Raw genomic sequence first — 13,042 nt, 5'->3', positions numbered from 1 at the left:
TTGAGCCCACGGCCGCCGCTCCGCCTGTGGGGGGCAGCGCGGCGCGGCGGCCGTGACGCACAAGCACTACTCTTGCTGTCCGTGACGGCGGAGACCATGGCGGCGGAAACCGTGACGACACCCGGCCGCCGCCTTCCGCGGCACCGCTACCGCGTCGGGCTGCTCGCCCTGGTGGCCGCGGCGGCGTACTCCGTGATCGGGCTGGTGAAGCTGATCACGTTCAGGGCGAGTACCTACGATCTGGTCATCGTCGACCAGGCGGTGCGCAACTACTCGCGCTTCCGCCCGCCGTACATCCCCGCCGTGGGCGGCTGGCACGACCGGGGCATGGACTACCTCCAGATCGTCGACCACTTCTCGCCGATCTACGCGCTGCTGGCGCCGTTCTACTGGATCCACGACGGGCCCGGCTCGCTGATCGTCGCGCAGGCGCTGCTGTTCGCCGCGGCGATCCCGTTCCTGTGGCTGTTCACCCGGCGCGTGCTGGGGATCGGGCCCGCGTACCTGGTCTCCGTCGCCTACGCGCTGTCGTGGCCCGTGGCGCAGGCGATCGCGTTCGACGCGCACGAGGTCATGTTCGTGCCGGTTCTGACCGCCATCATGATCGAGCGCTACCAGGCCGGACGGTTTCTGCCCGCTTTCCTGGCGATGTTCGGGCTCCTCCTGGTCAAGGAGGACATGGGGCTGATGGTGATGGGGTTCGGCCTCTACCTTCTCGTCACCGGCGACCGCTTCCGCGGCATCTGCTGCGCGGTGATCGGCGCGGCCGGGGTCATGCTCACCCGCGGCGCGATCATCCCCATGCTCGGCGGCGACACCTCCGACTTCTGGGCCTACAACCACCTCGGGCCCGACCTGCCCGGAGCGCTGCTCGGCATCCTGCGCGACCCGCTCGGGACGCTGCTGCTGCCCTTCAGCGCCGAGGCCAAGGTCGACACGTTGTTCCTGCTGGTGTGGCCGACGCTGCTGCTGTGCCTGCTGTCGCCGTTGTCGCTGATCGCGCTGCCGCACGTGCTGGAGCGCATGCTGTCGGACCGGGAGCTGTGGTGGCAGGCCGACTTCCAGTACAGCGCGTTCACGGTGATCATCCTGTTCTGCGCGGGGGTGGACGGTCTGGCCCGGCTGCAGCGGTGGCTGGGGCGCAAGGACCTCGCGGTGGTGTGGTCGGCGGCGGTGCTGGTGGTCGCGGTCACCCTCGTGCCCCGCTTCGCCCTCGACCAGCTCTACCACCCTGACTTCTACAAGGGCGACCAGGCCAAGATCGTGGCGGCTCGGGAGGCGGTGGCGAAGGTCCCGGACGGGGTGGTGGTCGAGGCGGCCAACAGCTTCGGGCCGGCGTTGACGGGGCGTACGACGGTGCTGTTGTGGACGGCCGAATCGCACAACGCGCCCTGGGTGGTCGCGGACACGACCCGCTGGGAGTTCCCCTTCGGCTCGGCCGACGACCAGCGCGCCCAGGTCGACGCCCTCCTCTCCCAGGGCTACACCCGCGTCTTCGACCGCGACGGCATTGTCGTTCTCCGCCGCTGATCTTCTGGCGTGCGGCGGGGTGTGCGGCGGGTGTGCGGCCTCTCGACGTGCGGCTCCCTTTGCAGTTACGGCAAGCCGCCCCCACGCCACCCGCCGACGACGGCGGGCGCCGATCGTGGGGGTCGCTTCTCACGTCGGACGTGGTCCCCGCCGTCACGGCGATTGTGGGGCGAGCCATCACGGCGACCGTGCGGGAAACTGTCGGTGGTGTCCGGCACACTCCTGCCCATGAGGCTGGGAAAAATCGTGCTGACCGGTGCCGCCGGACGGGTGGGGGCGGCGATCCGGGATGCCCTGCGGGCGCGGGCCGGGCAGCTGGTGCTGGTCGACCGGGTGCCCCTGGACGCGCGGGCGGGCAACGAGGAGGTCGTCACCACCGAGCTCGACGGCCTCGGCGCGGTCCTGGAGGTGGTCCGCGGCGCCGACGTGGTCGTCCACCTGTCCGGCATCCCCGACGAGGCGCCCCTGCCGGACCTGCTCCAAGCCAACGTGCTCGGCACCCACCACATCTTCGAAGCCGCCCGGCTGACCGGGGTGCCGCGGGTCGTGCTGGCCGGCAGCAACCGCCTGACCGGCCACTATCCCGCCGCGCGGACGCTCACCCCCGATCTCGCGCCGCGCCCCGACGGCCTCTACGGCGTCTCCAAGGCCGCCGTAGAGGCCCTGGCCCACCTCTACGCGGACAAGTTCGGCCTCCAGATCGTCAGCCTGCGGATCGGCAGCCTCGAACCCGAACCAGAGGACGCCCGCCATCTGGCCACCTGGCTCAGCCCCCGCGACTGCGCCGGCTACTTCGCCGCCGCCCTCACCGCCCCGGTCACCGGCTTCGTGGCCGGCTACGCGGTCTCGGCCAACGCCCGCCGCTTCTGGGAACTGCCCGACCTCGGCTACACCCCGCTGGACAACGCGGAAGCCTTCGCCGCCCGCATCCCCGGCGCCGACGATTTCTTCGTGGACGGCATGCCCCAGGGCGGTTCGTTCGCCGAGCCCGCCTACACCCTCCCGCACCTGCAGTAAGCCCGAGCGGTCAGCCGATGGCCTGCCGGTACGCCCGGTCGAAGCCCTCCAGGACCGACTTCCAGGAACCGGCCGCCGGCTCGGTCGCGCGGTTGTGGGCGGCGATCGACTCGCGGAGCGTCGTGTCGGTGGTCAGGCGGGCGACGCAGCGGGCCAGGTCCGGTTCGTCGCGGGCCAGCAGGCCCTCCTCGCCGTGCCGGACGAAGTCGGCGACCCCGCTGCGTTCGCGGGCGACCACCGGCAGCCCCGCCGCCCTCGCCTCCAGGGCGGCGATGCCGAAGGACTCCAAGGGCGCGGGCGCCACGAACATGTCGGCCGAGGCCAGCAGCCTGGCGATCTCCTCACGGCTCTGGCGGCCGGGGAGCGTCACCCAGCTCGTCATGCCGTGCTGGGTCAGGTAGCGGTCCATGGAGCCTCTCGCCGGGCCGTCGCCGACGATCGTCGCGCGCATCGGGACGCCGGACGGAACCCGGGCGCGGGCCGTGTTCAGGGCCTTCAGAAGCCGCACCGGGTGTTTGCGCGGAGCCAGCCGGCCCACCGCCACGATGTGGACCCCGTCCTTGCCCCCCTCGGCGGAGGGCAGGTCCGACGGCCGCCAGCCGGTCAGGTCAAGGCCGTTGGAGACCACGTGGACCGGTACCCCCCGGCCCGCGACCCGGCGGATCGGGACGGCGGCCGCGCTGCTCACGGTGGTGGCGACCACGCCCCAGCGGTGCCATTCGTACACGAGGCGGAGCAGGCGGTAGACGGCGCGGGTGCCCGGGTCCCACATGCTGTGGACGGTCACCACCACGGGCAGTCCGGCCCGCACGGCCGCGCGTACCCCCATCCAGGCGAACGGCGAGACCGCCCCCGTGTGCACGTGCACGACGTCGGGACGGGAGGAGGTGAGCAGGCGGGTGACATGTCCCACACCACGCGGGTGTACGGGCAGGTCGAAGGGCATTCTGGCGACGATCCTGCGCACGCCGTCGAGGGGTTCGCCGCGGGTGGCGGTGGCCACCTCGACCTCGTGGCCCGCCTCCCGCTGCTGGCGTACGAGGTCGGCCACCTGGACCTCGATCCCTCCGAGCCGCGGCAGGTAACAGTCACTCACGTGAAAGATCCGCACCTCTCCCAGACTAATCTGGGCCCTGTGCCAACAAAGCCACGCACAGCTGTGTTCTTCCACGCCCACCCCGATGACGAGGCCCTGCTGACGGCGGGCACCATGGCGATGCTCGCGGCCGAGGGGCACCGGGTGGTGCTGGTGGTGGCCACGGCGGGCGAGCGCGGGCTGGCGGAGATGGATCCGGGCGACGAGCTGGGCCAGACGCGGCTCAGGGAGCTCTACACCTCGGCCGCGCTGCTGGGCTGCGCCCGGGTGGAGTGCCTGGGCTACGGCGACTCGGGGCTGAGCCCCAAGGGCGGCGTCGCCGAGGAACGGCCGGACAACGCCTTCATCGACGCCGACTCCGACAAGGCGGCCAGGCAGCTGGCCGAGATCCTCAAGGACGAGGCGGCCGACCTGCTGGCGATCTACGATCCGGCCGGCGGGTACGGGCATCCGGACCACGTCCAGGTGCACCGGGTGGGCAGGCGCGCGGCGGAGATGGCGGGGACGGAGATCGTCCTGGAGGCGACGGTGAACCGCGATCCGTTGCTGAAGGCGCTCAAGCTGGCGGGGAAGGTATACCGGTTTCCGCCGGAGTTCGATCCCCGGACGTTCGAGAGCGCCTACACTGCGGGCGATCAGATCACCCATCGGGTGAACGTCAGGAAGTACACGAAGCAGAAGCGGGCGTCGATGGAGGCGCACGTCTCCCAGGCCAGCGGCGGCGACAGCGACCGTACTCTGGCCGTGATGCTGAAGATCCCCGGCCCTCTCTACCGCCTGGTGTTCGGAACCGAGTGGTTCGTCCGCAGGGACGTCCCCCCGGGCACCCGGCTCACCCACCCCTTCGAGCAGGTGTGATGAAGAACAAGTGGCTGCAGGTCACTCTGTCCGTGCTGTCCCTTGCTCTGGCGGTCACGCTGGTGGTCTACCTGCCGCAGATCGTGCAGACGCTGACCGGCAAGCCCGTCTCGTGGCGGGAGATCGGCGCGGAGTTCGGGCAGCTCGGCGCCGGCACCATCGCGCTGATGGCCGGGCTGTGGCTGCTGAGCCTGCTGGCCTACACGTTCGTGCTGACCAACTCGCAGCCCGGCCTCAGCAACCTGCAGGGCCTCACGCTCAACGCCGCGGGCAGCGCGGTCAGCAACCTGCTGCCGTTCGGCGGCGCCGCGGGCGTGGCGCTGACGTTCGCCATGTGCAAGGGCTGGGGGTTCGGCTACCGGTCGATCGTGGTGATGACGCTGGTCAGCGGCGTGTGGAACACGCTGTTCCGGTTCATCCTGCCCGCGGTCGGGATCATCGCGCTGCTGATGGCGGGCGAGGTGGTCAACACGACCGTGGAGCGGGCGGGCTGGGCGGGCGCGATCTCGATCCTGGTGCTCGTGGTCGTCGTGGCGGCGGCGCTGTACTGGGACCGCGCGGCGGTGCTCCTGGGCAAGGTGCTCGACGGGCTGGGCCGGCCGTTCAAGAAGGAGATCGCGCCGTCGTTCCACAAGCTGCGCGCCGACACCGCGGGGATCGTCAGGACGCGTTGGCCGGGGCTGTCGCTGGCGATGATCGCGTTCCTGGTGCTGCAGTGGGGGATCATGGTGGTCTGCATGCAGGCCACCGGCGCGTACCCCGGGCTGGCGCAGTCGATCGCGGTCTTCGCGCTGTCGCGGGTGCTCACCGCGGCGCTGATCACGCCGAGCGGCGCCGGGATCATGGAGGGCGGGGTGGTGCTCCTGCTCGTCTCCTTCGGCATCTCCACGGCTCCCGCGACCGCGACCGCACTGTTGTTCGGCTTCTGGACTTACACTATCGAGATCCCGTTCGGCGGCCTGGCCCTGGGCGCGTGGGCGCTCCTGCGCAGGCGCGACAGCCGCAACGGTGCCGCGAAATCCCCGTCCGAGAGCATGAAGGCCCCGCAGTGACCCTTCCAAACCCCTCAAAGACCTTGTGCGTGATTCGGAAGCGCGCATAGCGTGGCGGCTGACATGGTGGCGTTTCGAGTTCTGGGGCCAGTCGAGGCGTACGAAAACGACGAACTCGACCTCGGCGGGTTGCGGCAGCGAGCCGTCCTCGCCCGCTTGCTCGTGGCCAGGGGTCAGGTCGTTCCGGTCGACACCCTGCTCTACGACCTGTGGGCGGACGACACCGCCAAGGGCGCCCAGTCGGGCCTGCAGGTCTACATCTCCCGCCTGCGCCGCGTGCTGGAGCCCGGCCGTCCGCGCGGGGGTCCCAACCGGCTGCTGGTGACGGTCGCCTCCGGGTACGCGCTGCGCGTCGCGCCCGACCAGGTCGACGCGCTCCGCTTCGAGCAGCTGGTACGCAGCGCCGGAGAGCGGCTGGAGGGCGATGACCCCCAGTCGGCCAGGACGTTCCTGGAGAAGGCGCTCGGGCTGTGGCGCGGCACGCCGTACTCCGACTTCGCCGACCAGACGTGGGCGGAGGCCGAGGTGAACCGGCTGACCGAGCTGCGGCTGGTGGCGCGCGAGCGCCACGCCGACACCGGGCTGCGCCTCGGGCTCAACGCCGAGACCGTGCCCGACCTGGAGGCGATGACCACCGAGCATCCGCTGCGCGAGGAGGGGTGGCGGCTGCTGTCGCTGGGCCTGTACCGCAGCGGCCGGCAGGGCGACGCGCTGGCCGCGCTGCGCAGGGCCCGCGGCATCCTGGCCGACGAGCTCGGCATCGACCCCGGTCCCGCGCTGCGCAAGCTGGAGTCCGACATCCTCGCCCAGGCGCCCGGCCTGGAGCTGGTCCCGTCGGCCCGCCCGTCCCGCCCGGCGCAGCCGGTCAACGACACCTGGCCGCCGCGTCCCGCCGCGCCCGTGGAGCCGCCGCCGCTGGAGCCGGAGCCGTTCGTCGGCCGCGACGCCGAGCTGACCAGGCTGACGCAGGCCGCCGCCCGCACGGGCCGCTTCCAGGTGGCGATCGTCACCGGCGTGGCGGGGGCGGGAAAGACCACGCTGCTGAGCCAGCTGGAGAGCAAGCTCGCCACCGACGGCTGGATCACCTCCTCCGGCGCCTGCCCCGACTCCACCGCCACCCCGCCCGGCTGGGCCTGGGTGGAGATCCTGCGCACGCTGGTCGGCGTGACCGGCGCCGGCGAGTACGCGCAACTGCTCGCGCCCCTGCTCGAAGACGCCGACCCCGATCCCGACGACGACGAGCTGTCCGGCGGCTTCCGCCTGCACCGCGCGGTCGGCGGCTACCTGGCCGGAGTGGCCCGCCGCTCCCCCGTGCTGCTCACCCTGGAAGACCTCCACTGGGCCGACGACCAGACACTGGCGCTGCTGCGCGCGCTGCCGAGCCTGCTGGCCACCAGCCGGGTCATGCTCGTGGTCACCTGCAGGGAGAGCGAGCTGGACGACGGGCAGTCCGACGTGCTGGCCGCGCTGGCCAGGCTCGGCCCGGTCCGGGTGGGGCTGTCAGGGCTCGACCCGAAGGCGGTGGCCGAGCTGGTGCGGGCCACCTGCGTACGCGAGATCGACGAGGACGCGGTCGAGTCGATCGTCGAACGCACCGGCGGCAACCCGTTCTTCGTCCGCGAGACCGTGCGCCTGCTCGACTCCGAGGCCGCGGCGGCCGGTGAGACGACGACCACCGCGGTGCTGTCGCGGGTGCCGTCCGGCGTGCGGGACGTGCTGCGGCGGCGCATCTCGCGGCTGCCCGCCGAGGCGCAGCAGATCCTGCTGCAGGCGGCGGTGATCGGCCGCGACGTGGACATCGACGTGCTCATCGGGGTGGCCGGCGCGGAGGAGCCGGTGGTCGAGGCGGTCGAGGCGGCGCTGCTGGCCGGGCTCGTCACCGAACCGGGCCCCGGCATGCTGCGCTTCGACCACGACCTGGTGCGCGACACGATCTACTCCGACGCCTCACGGCTGCGCCGTACCCGGTTGCACGCGGCCGTCGCGAAGGAGATCGAGGAGCGCAGCCCCGCGGACGTGGCGGCGCTGGCCCACCACTACTTCCTCGCCGACGCCGCGGAGAAGGCGGTCCACTACGCCGGGCTGGCCGCCGAGCAGGCCGAGCGGCGCTTCGCGCACCGCGAGGCGGCGCGGCTGTGGGAGCAGGCGATCGCGGCCTTCGAACGCACCGGCGGCGACACCAAGGAACGTCTGCGGCTGATGCTGCGCCAGATCAAGGCCCTCGCGGTCTGCGGCGACATGACCGCGGCCAGGCTGCTGCGCCGCCAGGCGATGGACCTGGCGCTGCCGCTGCAGGACCTGGAGATCACCGCGCGGGTGGCGGCGTCGCTGGCGGTGCCGCACAAGGGAATGGCGCGCGACTTCACCCGCACCGCGTGGGAGATCGTCGACGTCACCGAGAAGGCGCTCATGGAGCTGCCCGAGGGTGAGCAGACGCTGCGCGCGAGCCTGCTGACCACGCTGGCGCTGGAGCTGGAGGGCTCCTCCTCTCCCGAGCGGGGCCGTCAGGCGTCGCTGGAGGCGCTGGAGCTGGCCCGGCAGAGCGGCGACCCGGCTCTGATCGCGGCGGCGCTGAGCGGGAGGCTGCGCCAGTCCTACGACATCCCCGCCGTCGACACGCGCGAGAGCATCGGACGCGAGCTGCTGGAGGTGGCGCAGCGCTCCGGCCAGATGGCCACGCAGGCGCTGGCCCACCTGGTGCTGCTGGAGTGCGCGGCGGCGCGCGGCGAGTTCGCGGCGGCCGACCAGCACGCGGCGGCGGCCGAGCGGCTGTCGAAGCAGTACGACCTGTCGGCCCCCGCCGCGGTCTGCGCCTGGTACTCCGGGCAACGGCTGATGATCGCCGGCGACTACGCGGGCGCCGAGCGCGCCTACCGCGACGCGGCGAGGATGACCGCCCGGGTCGGCATGCTCGAAGGCCGCCAGGACCTCCCGCTGATCACCACGTTCTGCCTGCGCCTGGTCGACGGGCGGGCGGCCGAGACGGTCGAGCTGCTGAGCGAGAAGCACCTGGGCGGCTCCAAGTGGACGCTCGACCCCTACGCGCTCGCGCTGGCCTCGGCCGGGCACATCTCCGACGCCAAGGCGGTGGCGGCCACGCGCCCGCCGGTGCGGCCCGACTTCCTGTACGAGCTGGCGATGACCTGGCGGGCCCTGGCCGGGATGCTGCTCGACGACCGTGCGCGGATGGTCGACTGCTACGACAAGCTCAAGCCGTTCGCCGACCGCGTCGCCGGCGCGGGCACGGGCGTCGTGGCGCTCTGGCCCGTGGCGCTGACGCTGGGAGATCTCGCGGTACGGCTCGGCCAGCCCGACGCCGCCCTCGACCACTACCGCAAGGCGCTGGAGGTGGCCGAGCGGGTCGGCGTGGCCCGCTGGGTGGAGGCGGCGCGGCGTTCGGTCAGCAACTCACTTGGAAACGGTCGCTCTTGATCGTCTTCTGACCCTGGACGGCGAACTCGACCCGGTACCAGCCGGGGTTGTCGGCGACCCTGGCCTGCCAGGAGATCGTACGCCGGGCGGCGCCGAACCCGGAGTGGTCGACCAGGTAGACGCTCCACCGCTTGGTGTACGGGCTCCAGCGCGACAGCTGCCAGCGGTAGAGCACGGTCTGCGCGGGATCGGGGTTGACCACGACGGTCCTGGCCAGGTAGACGCGGTCGCAGCCCTGCCCGCCGGACCTGGCGGTGACGGAGATGGCGCCGGGCGCGACGGCGGCGGTCTGTGAGGTGATCGGGACCTCGCGGGCCTGCAGCGTGATCGCCTGCTGGGGCCGCGGGGCGGACCTGGCCGCGTCGTAGGCGGTGACGCCCGCGTACGCGCCCGTGGCGGCCAAGGCGGCGACGAACAGCTTGACGGCGTTGGCCGATCCGGCGGTGAGCGCCGCTGTGGTTGCCTTGCTCATGGTCACCACTCCTTCGTTCTCACCCTCAGGTGTACGCGCGGGGGGTTGAGGGTTGCTTGTCGCGCACTTGCAATCGGGGAAGACTGGCGAGGTGACACGGGCTCCGGGGATCAAATAAGGTAAGCCTGGCCTTATATTCGCTTGGTGGGGTGATGTCTGGAATGCGGTACCTTGCGGGCATCCCTGATCCGACGAGAGCGTCGTTCTTCGGCCTGCCGTACTGGGTCATCGTGCTGGTGGGGGCGATCGCGCTCTTCGGCGCCTTCCAGGCCTACTACTGGATCGGGCACAAGCTCGGCGAGAAGCTCTACGACTCCCGGATCGGCCGGCGGCTGCCACGCGCGCAGATCGCCCGGGTCGAGAAGGTCGTGGAGAAGTGGGGGGCGCTGGCCGTCTACGGGTGCTTCTGGGTGCCCGTGCTGCGCCACACGCTGCCGTGGGTCGCGGGCGTGCTGCGCATCTCCTACCCCTGGTACGTCGTGGCCAGCGCGCTGGGATGCCTCACGTGGGTGCCGGTGACGTCGTTCGCGCTGTACGGGGTGATCTGGGGCTGGTTGCAGCTCGCCACCCACTCCCCCGTCACGGCGGTGGTCGTGGCGGTGGCGGCGGTGGCGGTGATCGTGTTCCTGGTCGTCAGGCGCAGGCGGCGCAAGGCGGACAAGGCCCTGGCCGCCTGACGGCCCGGCTGTTCGGACGGCGGCTGTTCAGACCACGGCTTTTCACACCGCGGCTGATCTGACCGCGGCTGTTCAGACCGCGGCGAGCGACTGGTCGTCGATCTCGGCCGCGGCCGCGTTCCTGCGTACGGACTCGATGCCGTTCACGCAGGCCGCCTTGGTCGTGTAGCCCTCGCTGACGGCGATCGTCTGGCCGTTGCCGGCGACCAGCTTGAAGCGGTATTCGTCCCGCTTGTCCTTGGAAATAACGAATTTCCCAGCCATGATGAACCCCCCGGATTGCCCGATGTAACGATCATTTACCCCCATCTAGCTGTTGTTTTCCCGCCATGGAGTCAAGTTCGGCAAACGGACCTTAGATCACCTGTCACCATGGCTGACATGCATATTGGGGGAATCTTCGCCTCTGCCGCGGTAGCCGTACTCGTGGGTCTCACGTCGAGTTCCGCGCCCGCGCACGCGACCGCGAAGCCCGACGTCGGCGCCAAGCAGGCCTACGTCGTCGACTCGGCCGGAACGATCCACTACGGCAAGCGCCAGACCAAGCGGGTTCCGGTGGCCAGCCTGGTCAAGGTGATGACCGCCCATGTGGTGCTGCGCGAGGCCAAGCTGACCGACACCGTCACGATCACCGCCGCCGACATACGGCACGCCGCCGTGAACGGCGCCACCACGGCCGCCCTGCGCAAGGGCGAGCGGCTGACGGTCCGCGACCTGCTCTACGGCCTCATGCTGCCCTCCGGCGCCGACGCGTCCAATGCGCTGGCCAGGGTCTACGGACCGGGCAAGAAGGCCTTCATCGCCAAGATGAACGCCACCGCGCGCGATCTGGGCCTGGCCGACACCCGCTACACCAACGCCGACGGCCTGCCGACTCCGGCGAACGGCGGCTACTCGACCGCCGTCGACCAGGTCAAGCTCGCCCAGATCGCGCTGAAGAACCCCGTCTTCACCCAGGTCGCCTCCGCCAAGGTGCACAAGGTCGCCAAGTCCGGCGCGCACCGAGCCCACACCTGGCGCAACACCAACAAGCTGCTGGGACGCACCGACGGCGTGCTCGGCATCAAGACCGGCTACACCCGCGCGGCCGGGTTCTGCCTGGTGTTCGCCGCGGAGCGCCACGGCAGGCAGGTGGTCGGCGTGCTGCTCGGCGACACGAACGAGCGCCGGTTCACGCAGGCGGAGGAACTGCTCGACTACGCCGGGGAGCAGATCAGCGCGGGTTAGACGTCCCTGCGCATCAGTCCATGGCAGGCGATGGCCGCCGCCGCGACCACGTTCAGCGAGTCGACCCCGGCGGCCATCGCCTGCGCGCTCATCGGGATGCAGACCGCCTCGTCGGCCTCGCGCAGCCAGCGCGAGGACAGGCCGTCGCCCTCCGAGCCGAGCAGCAGCGCCACCCGATCGCCCATCTTCGCCGCGTCCAGCGGGACCGCCGACTGGTCGGGCGTCAGCGCCAGCGACCGGAACCCCAGCTCACGGAGCCTGGCCAGCCCGTCGAACCAGTTGCCCATCCGCGCGTACGGAATCGAGAACACCGACCCCATCGAGACCTTGACCGAGCGCCGGTAGAGCGGGTCGGCGCACCGGGGCGACAGCACGATCGCGTCCACCCCGAGCGCCGCCGCGCACCGGAAGATCGCGCCGATGTTGGAGTGGTCGACCAGGTCCTCCAGCACCACGACGCGCGAGGCGCCGGCGAGCACCTCCTCCACCGGCGGCAGCGGCAGGCGTTCCATGGAGGCCAGCGCGCCCCGGTGCACGGGGAAGCCGGCGACACCCGTCATGATCTCGTCGCTCACCACGTAGACCAGCGCGTCGCCGAGCACGTCGGCCAGCGACGGCAGCCACCGCTCGGTGGTCAGCGCCGACCGCACCGGATATCCGGCGCCGACCGCCCGCCTGATCACCTTCTCGCCCTCGGCCAGGAACAACCCGCGCTCGGCCTCCAGGCTCTTGCGCAGCCCGACATCCCGCAGACCGGTGTAGTCGGCCAGCCGGGGGTCGGCCGCGTCGCTCACGTACTCAAGCACCTTCAGATGGTACGCACCCCGCGCCGCCTGACCTGCCAGACGATCGAGTAGCCGGTGAGCACGAGACCGAGCCCGATCAGGGTACCCGCGCCGATCCTGGTGAACAGGCTGGCCAGGCTGCCGTGGTCGGGGTGGTCGAGGAACGGCCAGAGCGCCCCGCCCGCCACGACGCCCGCGGCGCAGGCCCACAGGACGGCCCGCCGTACCGGCTGGGGGGTGTGCAGATGGTCCGGTACGGCGACCGCCGCCATCCTGGACAGCCCGCGCACCGCCCACCACGCGACGATCGCCAGCCCCACGGCCGAGGACAGGTACTGCAGCACGCGGAAGACGGTGGTCACGCCGAGCACCCGCGCGTCGAAGAAGCTCCAGCCCCACACGTCGACGCTGTAGGAGTGGGTGAAGGAGTCCCAGAACACGTGCGTGGCCGCGCCCAGGAGCGCTCCAAGGACGATGGGCAGCAGGCGGTAGGACGGCTTGAGCGTCGCGGCCCGTCCGCTCAGCGCCGGGGGGAGCAGCGCGATCAGCGGCTCCCTGAACACCCGGTGGAAGACGGACACGAGCACGACCACGGAGAGCAGGTCGAGGGTGAGGATGCCCTGCCAGGAGTGCCAGTCGGCGTAGTCCGGCAGAAAGGGCAGGAAGATCGGCAGGTCGGGCACCATCGCCCCGATGGCCAGCGCCCACGGGTCCAGCCAGGCGCGCAGCCGGGCGGCCGAGATCAGGGGCAGCACGGCGGCCACGTGAGCGGGGGTGAACGGCACCGGGACACCCTACCCGGCGAATCTTGACCCTTCTTTGCGCAAACCCCCTAAGGTGACCTTGAGTAGTGGGTATGTTACGGATCGCTGTCGGCGGCCGGACGTGGGATCTCG

The 13,042-nt window shown here is 71.4% G+C and carries 12 protein-coding genes; 7 read left to right on the top strand and 5 right to left on the bottom strand.

Features of this window, described 5'->3' with window-relative positions:
- Positions 1-81 precede the first annotated feature (81 nt).
- Both ACIBHY_RS30550 and ACIBHY_RS30545 read left to right on the top strand, forming a co-directional pair.
- Complete coding sequence (locus tag ACIBHY_RS30550) at positions 82-1,530, top strand: DUF2079 domain-containing protein (RefSeq protein ID WP_397308480.1); 1,449 nt, start codon at positions 82-84, stop codon at positions 1,528-1,530.
- 228 nt (positions 1,531-1,758) lie between these two features.
- Positions 1,759-2,547, top strand: a complete 789-nt coding sequence (locus ACIBHY_RS30545) for an NAD-dependent epimerase/dehydratase family protein (RefSeq protein WP_397244391.1) — start codon at positions 1,759-1,761, stop codon at positions 2,545-2,547.
- A gap of 10 nt (positions 2,548-2,557) precedes the next feature.
- Here the strand turns inward: ACIBHY_RS30545 and ACIBHY_RS30540 are convergent, their stop codons facing one another.
- Positions 2,558-3,643 carry a glycosyltransferase family 4 protein gene (locus ACIBHY_RS30540; RefSeq protein WP_397308479.1) on the bottom strand — a complete coding sequence of 362 codons (1,086 nt, stop codon included), beginning with the start codon at positions 3,641-3,643 and terminating at the stop codon, positions 2,558-2,560.
- 39 nt (positions 3,644-3,682) lie between these two features.
- Between ACIBHY_RS30540 and ACIBHY_RS30535 the strand changes: the two genes are divergently transcribed.
- The 3 genes from ACIBHY_RS30535 (at position 3,683) to ACIBHY_RS30525 (ending at position 8,985) form a co-directional block, all read left to right on the top strand.
- Positions 3,683-4,501 (top strand): PIG-L deacetylase family protein, encoded by an 819-nt coding sequence (locus tag ACIBHY_RS30535; protein WP_397244395.1) that lies wholly within the window; start codon positions 3,683-3,685, stop codon positions 4,499-4,501.
- Positions 4,501-5,553: a YbhN family protein gene (locus ACIBHY_RS30530; RefSeq protein WP_397244397.1), complete on the top strand. Its 1,053-nt coding sequence runs from the start codon at positions 4,501-4,503 to the stop codon at positions 5,551-5,553. Before ACIBHY_RS30535 ends, ACIBHY_RS30530 begins: the two co-directional genes overlap by 1 nt.
- Positions 5,554-5,616: 63 nt before the next feature.
- Positions 5,617-8,985 (top strand): BTAD domain-containing putative transcriptional regulator, encoded by a 3,369-nt coding sequence (locus ACIBHY_RS30525; RefSeq protein ID WP_397308478.1) that lies wholly within the window; start codon positions 5,617-5,619, stop codon positions 8,983-8,985.
- Here the strand turns inward: ACIBHY_RS30525 and ACIBHY_RS30520 are convergent.
- The gene (locus ACIBHY_RS30520) at positions 8,954-9,457 is read right to left on the bottom strand and encodes a hypothetical protein (RefSeq protein WP_397308477.1); all 504 of its coding nucleotides are present in this window, start codon (positions 9,455-9,457) and stop codon (positions 8,954-8,956) included. The genes ACIBHY_RS30525 and ACIBHY_RS30520 overlap by 32 nt on opposite strands.
- 161 nt (positions 9,458-9,618) lie before the next feature.
- Here ACIBHY_RS30520 and ACIBHY_RS30515 point away from each other — a divergent pair, with 161 nt between their 5' ends.
- Positions 9,619-10,134, top strand: a complete 516-nt coding sequence (locus tag ACIBHY_RS30515) for a DedA family protein (RefSeq protein WP_397244403.1) — start codon at positions 9,619-9,621, stop codon at positions 10,132-10,134.
- A gap of 72 nt (positions 10,135-10,206) precedes the next feature.
- Here ACIBHY_RS30515 and ACIBHY_RS30510 read toward each other — a convergent pair whose 3' ends face one another.
- A complete protein-coding gene (locus tag ACIBHY_RS30510) occupies positions 10,207-10,398 on the bottom strand; it encodes a YegP family protein (RefSeq protein WP_397244405.1) in 192 nt (63 codons plus the stop codon).
- 117 nt (positions 10,399-10,515) lie between these two features.
- On the opposite strand from ACIBHY_RS30510, the gene ACIBHY_RS30505 reads away from it, so the two are divergent.
- The gene (locus ACIBHY_RS30505; RefSeq protein WP_397308476.1) at positions 10,516-11,361 is read left to right on the top strand and encodes a D-alanyl-D-alanine carboxypeptidase family protein; all 846 of its coding nucleotides are present in this window, start codon (positions 10,516-10,518) and stop codon (positions 11,359-11,361) included.
- On the opposite strand, the gene ACIBHY_RS30500 is transcribed toward ACIBHY_RS30505, so the two are convergent.
- Both ACIBHY_RS30500 and ACIBHY_RS30495 read right to left on the bottom strand, forming a co-directional pair.
- Positions 11,358-12,173 (bottom strand): TrmH family RNA methyltransferase, encoded by an 816-nt coding sequence (locus ACIBHY_RS30500; RefSeq protein ID WP_397245288.1) that lies wholly within the window; start codon positions 12,171-12,173, stop codon positions 11,358-11,360. The two genes, ACIBHY_RS30505 and ACIBHY_RS30500, sit on opposite strands and share 4 nt — an antisense overlap.
- Positions 12,170-12,931, bottom strand: coding sequence for a DUF4184 family protein (locus ACIBHY_RS30495; protein WP_397308475.1), 762 nt, complete (start codon positions 12,929-12,931; stop codon positions 12,170-12,172). The genes ACIBHY_RS30500 and ACIBHY_RS30495 overlap by 4 nt, the downstream gene beginning before the upstream one ends.
- Positions 12,932-13,042: the final 111 nt, after the last annotated feature.

The organism is Nonomuraea sp. NPDC050547, from assembly GCF_044457345.1.
GTDB lineage: Bacteria > Actinomycetota > Actinomycetes > Streptosporangiales > Streptosporangiaceae > Nonomuraea.
Note: the sequence above shows the minus strand (reverse complement) of the source record. Positions and strands in the feature narration are given on the sequence as shown.

Excerpts from the sequence above, each read along its gene's own strand:
- ACIBHY_RS30510 (WP_397244405.1), bottom strand. The coding sequence starts at position 10,398 with ATGGCTGGGAAATTCGTTATTTCCAAGGACAAGCGGGACGAATACCGC.
- ACIBHY_RS30525 (WP_397308478.1), top strand. The coding sequence starts at position 5,617 with ATGGTGGCGTTTCGAGTTCTGGGGCCAGTCGAGGCGTACGAAAACGAC.
- ACIBHY_RS30545 (WP_397244391.1), top strand. The coding sequence starts at position 1,759 with ATGAGGCTGGGAAAAATCGTGCTGACCGGTGCCGCCGGACGGGTGGGG.
- ACIBHY_RS30515 (WP_397244403.1), top strand. The coding sequence starts at position 9,619 with ATGCGGTACCTTGCGGGCATCCCTGATCCGACGAGAGCGTCGTTCTTC.
- ACIBHY_RS30505 (WP_397308476.1), top strand. The coding sequence starts at position 10,516 with ATGCATATTGGGGGAATCTTCGCCTCTGCCGCGGTAGCCGTACTCGTG.
- ACIBHY_RS30530 (WP_397244397.1), top strand. The coding sequence starts at position 4,501 with ATGAAGAACAAGTGGCTGCAGGTCACTCTGTCCGTGCTGTCCCTTGCT.
- ACIBHY_RS30520 (WP_397308477.1), bottom strand. The coding sequence starts at position 9,457 with ATGAGCAAGGCAACCACAGCGGCGCTCACCGCCGGATCGGCCAACGCC.